General features: G+C 59.6%; 12 protein-coding genes. 4 read left to right on the forward strand and 8 right to left on the reverse strand.

All coding sequences use genetic code 11. The annotated features are described in order from the left end of the window. Positions 1 to 83: 83 nt before the first annotated feature. The 4 genes from ACN9M3_RS00340 to ACN9M3_RS00355 form a co-directional block, all read right to left on the reverse strand. Entirely contained in the window at positions 84 to 1,415 is a 1,332-nt protein-coding gene (locus ACN9M3_RS00340; protein ID WP_426319851.1) for a type II toxin-antitoxin system HipA family toxin, read from the reverse strand. 3 nt (positions 1,416 to 1,418) lie between these two features. Beyond that, on the reverse strand, positions 1,419 to 1,766 hold the full coding sequence (locus tag ACN9M3_RS00345; protein ID WP_426319853.1) for a helix-turn-helix domain-containing protein: 348 nt from the start codon (positions 1,764 to 1,766) through the stop codon (positions 1,419 to 1,421). 754 nt (positions 1,767 to 2,520) lie between these two features. After that, positions 2,521 to 3,555 carry a hypothetical protein gene (locus tag ACN9M3_RS00350; RefSeq protein WP_426319855.1) on the reverse strand — a complete coding sequence of 345 codons (1,035 nt, stop codon included), beginning with the start codon at positions 3,553 to 3,555 and terminating at the stop codon, positions 2,521 to 2,523. Positions 3,556 to 4,266: 711 nt separating this feature from the next. Beyond that, the gene (locus tag ACN9M3_RS00355; RefSeq protein WP_426319857.1) at positions 4,267 to 4,449 is read right to left on the reverse strand and encodes a hypothetical protein; all 183 of its coding nucleotides are present in this window, start codon (positions 4,447 to 4,449) and stop codon (positions 4,267 to 4,269) included. A gap of 139 nt (positions 4,450 to 4,588) precedes the next feature. Between ACN9M3_RS00355 and ACN9M3_RS00360 the strand changes: the two genes are divergently transcribed. Then, positions 4,589 to 4,933 (forward strand): hypothetical protein, encoded by a 345-nt coding sequence (locus tag ACN9M3_RS00360; protein ID WP_426319859.1) that lies wholly within the window; start codon positions 4,589 to 4,591, stop codon positions 4,931 to 4,933. Positions 4,934 to 5,010: 77 nt separating this feature from the next. Here ACN9M3_RS00360 and ssb read toward each other — a convergent pair whose 3' ends face one another. Together ssb and ACN9M3_RS00370 are read right to left on the reverse strand one after the other, a co-directional pair. Continuing rightward, positions 5,011 to 5,517, reverse strand: a complete 507-nt coding sequence (gene ssb, locus ACN9M3_RS00365) for a single-stranded DNA-binding protein (RefSeq protein WP_130316421.1) — start codon at positions 5,515 to 5,517, stop codon at positions 5,011 to 5,013. A 105-nt stretch (positions 5,518 to 5,622) separates the two neighbouring features. Then, entirely contained in the window at positions 5,623 to 6,846 is a 1,224-nt protein-coding gene (locus tag ACN9M3_RS00370; protein ID WP_426319861.1) for an arabinose transporter, read from the reverse strand. A 112-nt stretch (positions 6,847 to 6,958) separates the two neighbouring features. Between ACN9M3_RS00370 and ACN9M3_RS00375 the strand changes: the two genes are divergently transcribed. The 3 genes from ACN9M3_RS00375 to ACN9M3_RS00385 all read left to right on the forward strand — a co-directional run bounded on the left by ACN9M3_RS00375 (position 6,959) and on the right by ACN9M3_RS00385 (position 10,991). Next, positions 6,959 to 7,597, forward strand: a complete 639-nt coding sequence (locus tag ACN9M3_RS00375) for a TetR/AcrR family transcriptional regulator (RefSeq protein ID WP_426166482.1) — start codon at positions 6,959 to 6,961, stop codon at positions 7,595 to 7,597. Between the two features lie 83 nt (positions 7,598 to 7,680). Then, positions 7,681 to 10,533: an excinuclease ABC subunit UvrA gene (uvrA, locus tag ACN9M3_RS00380; RefSeq protein WP_426166484.1), complete on the forward strand. Its 2,853-nt coding sequence runs from the start codon at positions 7,681 to 7,683 to the stop codon at positions 10,531 to 10,533. Beyond that, positions 10,533 to 10,991, forward strand: a complete 459-nt coding sequence (locus tag ACN9M3_RS00385; protein ID WP_426319864.1) for a YbaK/EbsC family protein — start codon at positions 10,533 to 10,535, stop codon at positions 10,989 to 10,991. The genes uvrA and ACN9M3_RS00385 overlap by 1 nt, the downstream gene beginning before the upstream one ends. Position 10,992: 1 nt before the next feature. Here the strand turns inward: ACN9M3_RS00385 and ACN9M3_RS00390 are convergent, their stop codons facing one another. Further along, a complete protein-coding gene (locus tag ACN9M3_RS00390) occupies positions 10,993 to 11,733 on the reverse strand; it encodes a hypothetical protein (protein ID WP_426319866.1) in 741 nt (246 codons plus the stop codon). A 13-nt stretch (positions 11,734 to 11,746) separates the two neighbouring features. After that, positions 11,747 to 13,921, reverse strand: coding sequence for a hypothetical protein (locus ACN9M3_RS00395; RefSeq protein WP_426319868.1), 2,175 nt, complete (start codon positions 13,919 to 13,921; stop codon positions 11,747 to 11,749). Between the last annotated feature and the right edge of the window lie 5 nt (positions 13,922 to 13,926).

A 13,926-nucleotide genomic window follows, 5' to 3' on the forward strand; every position in this document is an offset into this window, starting at 1 on the left:
AGGATAAAGAGGTCTTCAGAACGGCAAGCCGTCCTTGGTATGGTTTTGCTCAGCGATTGTCGCCATTGGACGCATGCTTCGACTCAGGTCTCGCTCAGCTTCACGCTCTGTTCCGTCATTCCAATGAGAATGCTGTCTACCAGGTCAAGTGGAAACGCTGGCGGTATTTTCTGTCGGACTGAATCGACAGCTTTGGGAACTGCCTCAAGGACTTCTTCAATTATCGCTTCGGCAGCTTTCGCACCCAAGCCAAGCTGTTGCGCCATCGCAGACCAATGACGCCTTTGGATTCGATTGACGTGGTAGTAGTTGGTGCTCCCGCGAACGGCCATGGCCAGCCTTACATCCTGGGCTGGGATTTTACTCGCACCACGCCCGACGATAGGGTGCACCGAAAGCACGTCATACAATGGGGTCGCCTGGTATTTCCCCCTCGGTCCGAGCGCGATGCTGAAGTTCTTGGCATGTCCATCCGTAGCGAGCAAAAGCCAGAATATAAGTTGTGTCTTGAAGAAGTTTCGCCGATCTTTTTCCGCGACCTCCGATCCTAAAAGGAGGTTCATGATGCGCTCGATCCCGGGTCCACCGTCTTGCTGGTACTTGGCCAGGGGTGAATACCCCATGGCTTGACACATGTCTTCTTGCGGCAGACGGACAATCCAGGTCTCGTCGTCCGAGTATTTGCGGTCAAACCGCTCCACTCCCAAAACTTTCTGATCCTCGAACTGGAGGATTGCGGTCCTTGCTATGGGAAGTCCAAATCCTTCCATAATTTGCGCGCACAACCATTCGTTCTCCACCGAGGTTCGCATATCGGCACGCATATTCCCCACAAGTCCTAGCGGCAGCTTCAGAATGTGCGTCGTGGGTGTGCTTCCAGTCGGAAGCTTCCATCTTCCCTCGTGCCACAAGAGCGCATTTTTCTCTTGTGCGCCGGCGATAGACAACCTGAGATCAGGGACATGATCTTCGTGGCCCAATCCACCAGGTGAAGTTGTAGCGCGAAGCAACTCAGCAATAGCATGCTCATTGAGTTCTTCGCCTTGAATAGTAAAGATGTCGTTCGGAGCCTCGTCCGGCTCCAGCAATTGAACGGCTCCTACGCAGTCTCTTCCTATCGCTTCAAGCAGGTCGAATGGGGAAGTACTTCCTGTGCGATACCGTTGTGCCAGGCGCCTGCGAATAGGCTCGCTGTCCGGGAGGAGATTATCAAAGTAGTTTGTGGCCACATCGTCTACGTATGGCCGATTGTCGGCCGTCAACGGCATCGATAACGATAGAGGGCGACGGTTCTCGTCATTTAACCAATCGTCGAAATATGTGAAGGTTGAGCTGTTCCGGTGAATAGTCCATTGACCCACTGGGGTGCCGTTCAACCATACATTCAAACTGCTTCGCGTTCCTCTTCGTGCCATGTATCACCACTTCGTCGTGTCGTTACGCTTGATCACCTTTGCCGGTGCTTTTTTAGACTGGGTAAGGCTCAGTGCTTGGTCTCGAGTAACAGAGGCTGGTTGAGAAGAAATCTCATCGCTCTCTTCTGATGTACTCTCACGTTCATCGAAGACTAGCTGCACGTTGAGCAACCGGAGAACTTTGTATAAGCGCTCAACACTTGCACTACCGAGGTTTGACTCCAGTTGAGCATAATTTTGTTGGGTCACCCCTAACTTTTCGGCCATTGCCGTCTGAGTAAGACCCGCTTTCCGCCGAAATCCCTGGAGCAGTGGCTTTAATTGATCGATAGTCTGGATTGTGTACTGCATAGTCATCCTGTGGAGGCGTAGTGTGGAAGTTTAAGAATGCGCTAGCTAGCTCACAAGCTGCAGATTGTATTCTGAATTTACAATTTGTAGTTTGTAAATTCATTTTACAAGCTATTGCTAGTAATTGATATTAACAATCTATGGATTGTGGCTGCGTCTACTGATGTCCGCAAAAGGGGCTACCTTGGGTCAAATGAGCTGTAGAAGTTCAACGTTGACCCAACGAAGGTGACAGACTTTCGGCGACTTGCGCTCCCGTTGAAATCGCGTGGCCAAGCTAATGCAGAAGGCCGGCATGAAAGCACGTCATCGACCCCGCCGGCATCATGGTCAAGTTGCTGGAGAGGTTCACGCAATCGCACCGGACCTGCTGGACCGCCAGTTAGAAGCTAGCGAACCAGACCAGCAATGGGCAGCGGAATTTACATACGTATGGACTGGAGAGGGCTTGCCCTTTGTCGCCATGGTTTTCGACCTCTACTCGCGCCGTGCGGTCAGGTGGTCGATGCAAACGAGCATGACCTCGCAGCTAGTTATGGACGCGCTATTGATGGTAGTTTCGGCGTGGCCGGCCAAAGGAAATGCTACGTCACTCCGATCAAGGTCTCATGCCAGTGAGCTCTATCAGGGACCTGCTAACGCGCCACGACCTCGTTTGCAGCATGAGCCGGAAAGGCAACTGTTGGAACAATTCAGTCGCTGAGCGCTTCTTCCTGAACCTCAATGGAGCGTGTCTGGCAGCGGCAATACGCCTTCACGCTTCGTCGTCTGGCCATGAACCCATAAATAAGCGCGTCGTTCCGCCGCAGGTGCAGGTGCGTGTCTCGCTAAAGAACGCGCTGCGTGGGCGAGCGTATCCGTCCCGTGAGCAAAAATAGATGTGGCATGTGGTGCATTGATGCCATTTTGTACTTCTCGTCGCCAGGCCCCGTTTCAGCGTCCCGCAAACTGAGCACCTCGGCGTGAAGGTGTAGGTCACGCGCGCATTGTTGCCGGCATTGGTGTAGTGATTACCGTATTGCATTGCGACGAATTGATCTTGTCTATGCATGAATTTGGTGCCCTCCTTGTGCCTGTTCCGCTCGTCCAGTTGCGTTTGAGTTGGTGGAAGCTGGGAATATTTTGCCCGTGCTTGCGCGATCAGATTACGCGCCGTATGCGCGCTCAGCGGTGGCAGGTAGCCCGCCGCTTTACCGGGTTTGCAATAGATCGTGTTACCCTGATAGCGCGCGGCCTTGTGGTGACTGTCTGTCCACAGCACGGCGTCGGCGTTGAGGTACCAAGAATCGACGATTATGAGCCGTTGTGGAGCAACCTGGCGCTGGTCATGATCGCCGATCGTGCAGAAATAATGGACGATGTCGGTCTCGAATACATAACTGACCATTCGGTCGGACGGAAGATACCTGCGCAGCAGCGCGTAGGTCAGCGCAGCGTAGTCCTGGCACATGCCCACATACCGGTCGCCGAGGGCGGCCAACGTTACCTTAGGGCGGTGATGCGCCGCCGTGTGGCCATAGGATGCGCGGATCTGGTTGGTATTCTGCCGGGTCACGTGGTTGACAGCACCGATACCTGCCACGCGCATCTGGTTGCTGACTCCGAGGAACATCTCGCGGTCGGCCCAGACATCCTGAAACCTGTTGATATCTCCGGTGTGATTGATGGCAAGCGCTTCACGGCCGCGCACATTAAGAGGGACGGTTCCCAGGACCTCCTTCACCACCGCGATGATGCGCTGCGATTGTAAAATTTCCGAATACAACCGAGCATCATCAGTTTCGGGCATGACTGGCTCCTTCGCATTACAGACTGGGTATTGAGTTCTTCGACGGCGTATTCAATCTGAATTAAACCCGTTGCAACCACGATAGTCGTAACTTTCGGCAGCCGACAGTATCAACAGGTAACAGGCCTGTCGATGTGGACAGGGCGTTCCTCGCGCATTACCCGGCCCAATGCTTGTGACACCCAGGAACGGGACGCGTGAGCTATCGCGATAGTGCGAATGCGAAGTGAACCAGGACCCCGGGCAACCTTCCTGCGGGATCGAACCGCTGCCTCGGTGTCACAACGGTATCCTTTGGTTGCGTTAATACACCAATCTCAGCCTCGAACGTTGTCCAGCCTTAATGACCAAAAGGGATTTTTGTCGGCAGTCTAACTATCGTTATTTCATGATTTCACGACGGCGAGAAAGTGCCTTGCTACAGCTGGAGCGACAAAATTTGTTTACGTTGGGTTGACGTACGCAGATGCGGTGGAAGATTGATTACGCTCTAGAAGGGTTATGCGCAGTAATCTGTGTAAACGACGAAAGAAAGCCTGAAAATACAATGGTTCCACAGTGTGGCTACGCTTAGCTGCTCGAAATATCTCTCCCGCATCTTTCGGCCATGGCGCAGGCGTGATTCCAATCTTTACCTTATCTACTGGTGCCGGAGATGAAATTGCAGCGCCGACGAAGGTGTGGGGCGTCGTGGTTATCCAAACTTCCTTCTTACACGAGCGAAAAATGGCTGCCTCGAATAGCGTTCTGCGACAGGCGACCGCCATGTTCCTGGCAGAGATCGGCCAGCCGCATGCGAACCGCCTCCGGTACCTCGACCCGGCCGTGCCATTCGAAGTGGTGGTGAGAGACCTCCAGGCTGGCGTTGGCGTCCTGCTCGATCTTGCAGTGCAAGACCGGGGTAGCCTGACTGGGACAGGTCGTGGGACAGCGCCCGTACAACAAGTTAGTTGCGAACTTACTTATGCGATATGATTCTTGCTCAATCGAAAAGAACTCACACAACTATTAATTGCGCACGACCTTTAACTTCATGAAACTCAAGAAAATATTCATTAAGGCTTTGTTGCTGGCTATCCCATGCACATCATTTGCCGCTTCATCCGATGCCCTGCAAATCGAAAGGATTGCAACTCAAGAAGACGGTACGGTGATTTTGTACGCGAAGAACGGTTGGGGCGCCTCAGCCACTAATGCCTGCTCAACCACCGGTGTGCTTGCCTTCAAGGCCACTACTGTTGGCGGTAAAGCCATGCTCAGCACTGCCTTGGCAGCGCAAATGGCGCAGAAGTTAGTGGTTGTCGCAACGAGCGATACCCTCTGCACAGCGGTGGGGGGCTGGGCCCCCACTGTGACGAGGGTTGACGTACTTTATTGAGCTAATGAGCGATGGAAAACGTTCTGTAAGCCAACGACTTACAGGGCGTTGTTTTACCTAGCAACGATTACTGTATCTCAAAACGGAATATCGTCATCCATATCCGAGAAGTTCGGCGCTGGGCGTGGTGCCGGACGTGGTGCCGGTGCCGGAGCTGCCTGTGGACGTGGTGCCTGGCGTGGAGCAGGAGCGTCGTAGCCCATGTCGTCGCCACCGCCCATGCCGCCACCCATGCCGCCGCCGGTATCGCCGCGGCCGCCCAGCATCTGCATGTTTTCAGCAATGATGTCGGTGGCGTATTTTTCGATGCCGTCCTTGTCGGTGTATTTACGGGTCTGCAGGCGGCCTTCCACATAGACGGAAGAACCCTTTTTCAGGTACTGGCCGACGATTTCAGCCAAGCGGCCGAAGAAGGAGATGCGGTGCCACTCGGTCAGCTCTTTCTGTTCGCCGGTGTTGCGGTCTTTCGAACGATACGAGGTAGCCACGGCGATGTTGGCAATCGCGTCACCGCTAGGCATGTAGCGGATTTCCGGATCGCGACCCAGATTGCCGACGATGATCACTTTGTTGACTGATGCCATTTATGAAACTCCTGAAGGAATGTGGGGGCCGTTTCGGACAGCCCCAAAACAACGGAGTTTACCCTAAATTAATAGTCCCTCAAATATCGCAAGGACTGACGCAGCTCAATTTGTTGTCGGGTTAGCGCGTGAGGGCTTCAGCAGGCGCAGGGCGATCACCAGGGCGCAGGAAACGGCGCCGCAACCGGCCAGGTACACGGCGCTGACGCCGTGCTGGCCAGCCAGGGCGCCGGCCAGCGGACCGGTCAGGCCTAGCGAAATATCGAGGAAAGCGACATAGGCGCCCATCGCCGCGCCGCGGCTTTGCGGCGGGGTGCGCTTGACCGCTTCCACGCCGAAACCGGGGAAGGCCAGCGAGTAGCCAAAGCCGGTCAGCGCGGCTCCCGCATACACCAGCAGGGGTGCCGCCGCTTGCCAGATACACAATTGACCGGCCGCTTCGATCAGCACACACACCAAGGCCACGCGCGCACCGCCGATCCTGTCCGGCAGATGGCCAAACAGCAGGCGGGCGCCGATGAAGGCAATGCCGAAGGCGGTGAAGGCTAGCGATGGGCTGCCCCACTCCTTGGCCGTGAACAGCAGCGAGATAAAGGCGGTGATGACACCGAAGCCGACGCTGGAAAACGCCAGCCCCATGCCCGGCCACCACACGGCGCCCAGCACCTTGTAGAACGGGATACGGCGCGCGCTGGCTGGCGGCAGGCCCTTGATGCCGGCCAACACCAGCAGCGCCAACACCGGGGCCAGCATGCCGGCAAGCGCGATACCGTGGAAGCCGGCCTGCTGGTACAGCGCCATCCCAGCCGGCGCGCCAGCGGCGTAGGCGCCGTACATTGCAATGCCGACCCAGGCCATGACCTTGCCCGCGTTTTGCGGGCCGGCCAGGCCGACGCCCCAGCTCAAGGCGCCCGTGACGACCAGGCTTTCGGCGCCGCCCAGCAGGATGCGGCCGGCGATCAGCACGGCGACCGATGCTTCCGGCTGGTCGACCATGGAGAGCGACGCCAGGTAAGCCAGCGCGGAGGCAACGGCCAGGGCGAAGCCTGTCATCACGGCGCGCTTGGAGCCGCGAGTGTCGCACAGGCCACCGGCCCAAGCGCGGGTCAGCGGGGCCGCGACGAACTGGGCGCCGGCCACCACACCGACCATCAACGTACTAAGGCCGAGCCGGTCATGCACGTGCAGCGGGAGCGCCGGAAGGGCGATGCCGATGGCGAGGAAGCTGGCGAAAACCGCCAGCACGATAGGGAAAATCCTGGGTACTACATTGACGGCCTGCGTAGCAGCGGTCGGGGCGGGAGAAGCGAAATCTTTAGGCGGGCTCATATAAAAGCTTTCATAGTTGACAATGAATTCCGAGAATGCGAGCATTTGCTCACATACAGCCAAAATTTTAAAATCAACAACATCCCGCGAAAACTCGCATTCGAAAACGCCCATGGTCGACATCCCGCAACCCCGCAAAGCCCCGCGCCAGGCGCGTTCCCGAGCCACCGTGGAGGTGATCCTGGAGGCGACGGCTCGCATTTTTTCCGAGCATGGCTACGCCGGAACCAACACCAACCTGATCGCAGAGAAGGCCGGCATCAGCATCGGCTCGCTCTACCAGTACTTCAAGAACAAGGATGCGTTGATCGCGGCCTTGCACCAGCGCCACGCGGAGCAGGTGCAGCAGACCGTGGAAGAAGTATTGGCAAAGCCTTACGAGCCGACGCTGGCAGGGCACATCGGCGCCTTGGTGCGGGCGCTGCTGGCTGCCCACCTGCTGGAGCCCGACCTGCACAAGATGCTGGAGCTGCAATTTCCCTACTTCGACGCGCCGCAGTCGGAAAACGAGGCCGACCAGGGCATCTTCAAGCGCGTGCGCGCCCTGCTGGAGGACTGGCGGGCCGACATCGTGCCCCCCAACCTCGACATGGCCACCTGGGTTGTCTTGCAGATCATGGAATCGATGGTGCACGCGGCCGTCATCGAGGCGCCGGGCTTCGACATGGCCGACATCGAAGCGTCGATCAGCAACGCCGTCATGGGCTACCTGACGTACCGCCCAAATACTGGTAATATGTACAGTATTTGACGCTGGGCTTGGTGTATCCGGGGCGCGGCGCAAGAATTCATTCGACGCTATAGTATCGGGCTGACCCCGAAAGGTATCCACGCATGGAAGAAATCCGCATCCGCGGTGCGCGCACGCACAACCTGAAAAACATCAACCTCGACCTGCCACGCAACAAGCTGATCGTGATCACCGGCCTGTCCGGCTCCGGCAAGTCGTCGCTGGCGTTCGACACCCTGTACGCTGAAGGCCAGCGCCGCTACGTCGAGTCGCTGTCGGCCTACGCGCGCCAGTTCCTGCAGTTGATGGAAAAGCCTGACGTGGACATGATCGAAGGCTTGTCGCCCGCAATCTCGATCGAGCAGAAGGCCACCTCGCACAACCCGCGTTCGACCGTGGGCACCGTGACGGAGATCCACGACTACCTGCGCTTGCTGTACGCGCGCGTCGGCACGCCTTACTGCATCAACCACCCGGACCACGCGCTGGCCGCGCAATCGGTATCGCAGATGGTGGATGCCGTGCTGGCCATGCCCGAGGGCACCAAGCTGATGATCATGGCGCCGGTGGTTGCCAACCGCAAGGGCGAGCACGTCGACCTGTTCGAGGCCATGCAGGCCCAGGGCTTCGTGCGCTTCCGCGTGCAGAGCGGCACCCACGAGGCCAAGATCTATGAAGTGGACGACCTGCCAAAGCTGAAGAAGACCGAGAAGCACACCATCGACGTGGTGATCGACCGCGTCAAGGTGAATGCGGAGATCAAGCAGCGCCTGGCCGAATCGTTCGAAACCGCGCTGCGCCTGGCCGACGGCCGCGCCATAGCTTACGAAATGGATTCCGGCGCCGAGCATATTTACTCGAACAAGTTCGCCTGCACCACCTGCGGCTATTCGCTGCAGGAGCTGGAGCCGCGCCTGTTCTCCTTCAACAACCCGATGGGCGCCTGCCCCGAGTGCGATGGCCTGGGCCATATCGAGTTCTTCGACCCGCGCCGTATCGTCGCCTTCCCCAACCTGTCGCTGGCTTCCGGCGCGGTGAAGGGCTGGGACCGCCGCAACCAGTTCTACTACTCGATGCTGGCTGCGCTGGCGGCGTACTACGATTTCGACCTCGACACCCCGTTCGAGCAGTTGCCGGCGAAAGCGCAGGACGTGGTCCTGCACGGCTCCGGCAAGACCGCCATCCCGTTCACCTACATGAATGAACGCGGCAAGGCCGTGGTCAAGGAACATACCTTCGAAGGCATCGTCAACAACCTGCAGCGCCGCTACCGCGAAACCGATTCGATGGCGGTCAAGGAAGAACTGGCGAAGTTCATCAACGAGAAGAAGTGCCCGAGCTGCGAAGGCGCCCGCCTGCGCGTGGAAGCACGCCACGTGAAGATCGGCACCGGCAAGCAGGAGCGCGCGATCTACCAGATCGCCGACAAGCCGCTGCGCGATACCCTGTCCTACTTCGAGCAGTTGAAGCTGAAGGGCGCGAAGAAGGACATCGCCGACCGCGTGATCAAGGAAATCGTGTCGCGCCTGACCTTCCTGAACAACGTGGGCCTGGATTACCTGTCGCTGGAACGCAGCGCCGATACCTTGTCGGGCGGCGAAGCACAGCGTATCCGCCTCGCGTCGCAGATCGGCTCCGGCCTGACCGGCGTGATGTACGTGCTGGACGAGCCGTCCATCGGCCTGCACCAGCGCGACAACGACCGCCTGATCGACACCCTGAAACACCTGCGCGACATCGGCAACTCGGTGCTGGTGGTGGAGCACGATGAAGACGCGATCCGCACCGCCGACTACGTGGTCGACATGGGCAAGGGCGCCGGCGTGCATGGCGGCGACGTGATCGCCGCCGGCCCGCTGAAGGACATCCTGAAATCGAAGGAATCGCTGACCGCGCAATACCTGAGCGGCAAGCTGCAGATCGCCGTGCCGAAGAAGCGCCACGTGGCCGATCCGCAGCGCCAGCTGACCATCACCGGAGCTACCGGCAACAACCTGAAGAAGGTCAACCTGTCGCTCCCCGTCGGCCTGATGACTTGCGTGACCGGCGTGTCCGGTTCCGGCAAATCGACCCTGGTCAACGACACCCTGTACCCGGCCCTGTCGCGCCACCTGTTCGGCTCCCAGACCGAACCGGCACCGCACGACTCCATCAGCGGCCTGGAACATTTCGACAAAGTGATCTCGGTCGACCAGGCGCCGATCGGCCGCACCCCGCGTTCGAACCCGGCCACTTACACCGGCTTGTTCACGCCGATCCGCGACCTGTTCGCCACCGTGCCTGTCGCGAAAGAGCGCGGCTACTCGGCCGGCCGTTTCTCCTTCAACGTCAAGGGCGGCCGCTGCGAAGCCTGCCAGGGCGACGGCGTGATCAAGGTCGAAATGCACTTCCTGCCGGACGTGTACGTGCCCTGCGACGTCTGCCACGGCAAGCGCTATAACCGCGAGACGCTGGAAGTCCACTACAAGGGCAAGAGCATCACCGAAGTGCTGGACATGACGGTGGAAGATGCACACGAATTCTTCAAGGCCGTGCCGGTCATCGCGCGCAAGCTGCAAACCCTGCTCGACGTAGGCCTGGGCTACATCAAGCTGGGGCAGAGCGCCACCACGCTGTCCGGCGGCGAGGCGCAGCGCGTCAAGCTGTCGCTGGAACTGTCCAAGCGCGATACGGGCCGCACGCTGTACATCCTGGACGAGCCGACCACCGGCCTGCACTTCCACGATATCGACCTGCTGCTGAAGGTGATCCACCGCCTGCGCGACCACGGCAACACCCTGGTCATCATCGAGCACAACCTCGACGTGATCAAGACTGCCGACTGGATCGTCGACCTCGGTCCAGAGGGCGGCGCCGGCGGCGGCCAGATCATCGCCAGCGGCACGCCGGAGGAAGTGGCGGCCAACCCGGCCAGCGTGACCGGCAAATATCTCGGTCCCCTGCTGAAGAAGAAATAATGAGCCTGCATTCCGTCAAACACTTCCTGGCGCAGCACGCGCCGGACCTGGAAGTCATCGAACTGGCGGAAAGCACCGCGACCGTGGCCTTGGCCGCGGCCGCGCACGGCGTCGAGCCGGGCCAGATCGCCAAGACCCTTTCGCTGCGCATGAAGGACGGCGTCGTCCTGGTGGTGACACGCGGCGATGCGCGGCTGGATAACAAGAAGTTCAAGGCCCATTTCGGCGCCACCGCACGCATGCTGGGTGCGGAAGAAGTGGAAGCGCTGACCGGGCACCCGGTCGGCGGCGTCTGTCCTTTCGGCCTGCCGGGTCCGATTCCGGTCTATTGCGATGTGTCGCTGCGCAGCTACAAGGAAGTACTCCCTGCCGGCGGCGCAATCAATGCCGCAGTGCGCATCTGCCCCGAGCGCATGGCCGCCCTGACCGGTGCGCAATGGATTGACGTGGCGCAGTAGGCTACTCCTGCGGCGTCGGGTACTGCCTGCCGTCGTAGTGCAGCAACTGCGTCGTGGGTTTCGCGCCAGGCTGGTCGGACTTGCGCGTGACCAGCAGGTCTGCATAGCCCTTGCTGCGCGTGGAAGCGATGGCTATGGTGGAGTTGAACCTTTCGATTTCGGGTGCAGGGCCATCTTCTTCCGCGCCCTTCTCCCATGGGTCGTTCAGCAAGCGCCAGCTCGCAATCGCCATGCCTGAAAGGACAGGACGGATCGCCTCCCCCTCGCGCACATACAGCGTGCGCATCGGACCATAGCCGCCATACTGGTAGCGCGGCTCAGTCGTGCTGAAATCGACGCCGAACGCGCGCAGGCCCGGCTGCAGCTGATAGCGGGCGGTATCGATCCTGATCCCTTCGCGATAGGTCTCAATGGCATCGCTCGGCACGGCAGCCCAATAACTGGCGACTACCGTGCTGCGCGGCTGGTCGAGCAGGGCAACAAGAATACGCCTCGTATCTTGCGCAATGCCGTCGTACACGAACACACCCAGCGTATAGGGCTCTTTTCCGGGCCATGGCTTGCAGGCGCTGGAAATGGCGGGCCTATCGTCTCCGCCCCCCTGGCGTCTTCCGTTCGCCTGGAGAAAGCTGCCGGCAACTTCTTGCAGCTGCTCGCTGCAGACCGGGTCCCGTTCTGCGGCAATCGATGGCAGCGCCAGCATGGCAAGGGTTGCCGTACACACGGCGCGTTTGAAATCCATGGTCATCCCTTTGCTAGTCCATCTGCTGTGGCGCCGGATAGTGCTTGCCGTCGTAGCGCAGCAACTGCGTTGTGGCCTTGACCTTGGGCTGGTCGGAACTGCGCGTGATGAGCAAGTCCGCATAGCCGTTGCTGCGCGTGCCGGCAATGCCGATGGTGTAGCTGAAGGTCTCGGTTTTAGGCTCATGGTCCGGGTCTTCGCTATTGCCGTTTTCCCACGGTGCCCTGCCCGGCAGGTAGCGCCAGGACGATACCGCCATGTCGGACAGGATCAGCCGGATGGCAGCCCCCTCGCGCACGTACAGCGTGCGCATCGGCCCGTAGCCGCCTTCCGCAGAGCGCGGGCTATACGTGCCGACGTCGATGCCGAATGCGCGCAACCCTGGCCGCACAAAATAGCGTGCCGTGTCGAACTTGATTCCATCGACATAGCGCGTGACCGCGTCTACTTCCACCAACGTCCAGTAGCTGGCGATTACCTTGCCTTGCTCCTGGTCGATCAAGGTGACGAGCATCTGCTTTTGTTCTTCTTTTTGCCCCTCGTAAATGAAGACGCCCAGCGTGTAAGGTTCCTTGCCGGGCCAGGCCTTGCATGCACTGGCGACGCCTTCGGTGAGCTGGCGTTTCCGGCTCTTGCGCAGGAAGTCGCCAGCCAATTCGATCATCTCTTCGCTGCATACCTGGCGATCGACCAGATCCTGGTTTTCGCGCGCCAGCCTGCTCGTCTCCTCCGCAGCTTGCGCCTCCCGCTGCTTGCGTTCCGCTGCCAGCAAGGCTGCTTTTTCCTCGGCCAGTTCACGGCACACTTTCCACAAATCGTTGGCAGGGCTGTCGCCGCATTTGGCGCCCAGCGCTTGCCTCACTTCGTCGCGTGCGGGACCCGGCGTAGCAATGAACGCCAACAAGCCTTCCAACGGCGCCAGCGCTTGCAGCGTAGCGGCCTGCACATAGCTTTCCGACAGGCCTTTCACATTCTCGAGAGCGCGACAGCTGGTCTGCTCCCGTTCAAGCTTGCCCAGTGCATAGCCCAGTAGTAGCGGAGCGGGCAGTTCCTGCATTTGTTCCGCCGACAGCTGGCAACCCTTGGTCGAAGCGCTGTCCCGGCCCAGGCGCTGCAGCTCCGCCAGTTGCCCCGGCTGCAAAGGCTGCGCCGCGGCGAGCGCCATCCATGGCGACGCGATCCGCTTGCCCGCTGGGCTGAATGGGTTGTAGCCCTGGTAATTCGCCATCAGCAGATCCAGCGCCACCGTCTTCGCCAGCAGGCGCTCCAGTTCCCCGGCCGGCCATGCCTTCGGATGATCCAGCAGCGCCGGCACTTTCGCCGTCAGGTAAACCAGTTGCAGGAATGCGGCCTCGCGCTCGTCAAGCGACGTGTCCTGCACTCGCGGGAAAAAGTATGGCTCGAGCTTTTGCAGAACGCGCGGCAACTGGGCATGATGCGGATTCAGCTCGACCAGTGCCGGCAGAAGATGCACGCAGCTGTCGGGCCCTTTGCCCTGACAGCCGTTCGAGAGCAGGAATTTGCTCAACCTGTCTTCGATAATGGCGGCCGATGCCAGGCCACGTGCGGTTTCCGGCGAAGTTTCACTGATCCCGCCTACTTCTTCACGCTGCTTGCGCACGCACTGGCGGAAATCCAGGCCCGCGCCGGCCCGCCAATCCGCGTTCTTCATCCCCCAGACCAACGGTTCCATGTGCTTGACACGCCAGGCCGCGGCAGGAAGGCATCGCAGGAAAGCGATTTGTGCGCCCGCTTCCTTGCCCCATTTTTCGTCCGCATAATAGACATGCAGGCTTTCGGCCGAACGCTGTCCTTCCCGCACAGGATCGTTGATCCGCTCTTCCGGCAGGATGCGCGCCCATACGGCCTGGGCCCTGGAAGGCGACTCGAGCCGGAAGTAGTCCCAAGCGCCGGCCTGATCAATCAGCGGCTGCTTCAAGGTCCAGAATGTGGCCGCGAATTCCGGCATGTCCAGCAATCGGGGCAGTTTTTCCCGGTCAAGGAACTCCCATGGCTGGCCGGCCGGATCTTCGCGGCGGTAACGGCGACGCGCTTCCGCCATGACGGCAGAGAATTCTTCTTTGCTCAGCGGCTGCAGGCGCGATGCACCGTCATCGCTGGACGCCGCTGCGCCGCCGGCAGCGCAGGCGAGCACCAGGCCCAGGCCAGTCAAAATGGATTTGCTCATAAACG

This window comes from Pseudoduganella sp. R-43, from assembly GCF_049913255.1.
In the GTDB taxonomy this organism is placed as follows: Bacteria; Pseudomonadota; Gammaproteobacteria; order Burkholderiales; family Burkholderiaceae_D; genus Rugamonas.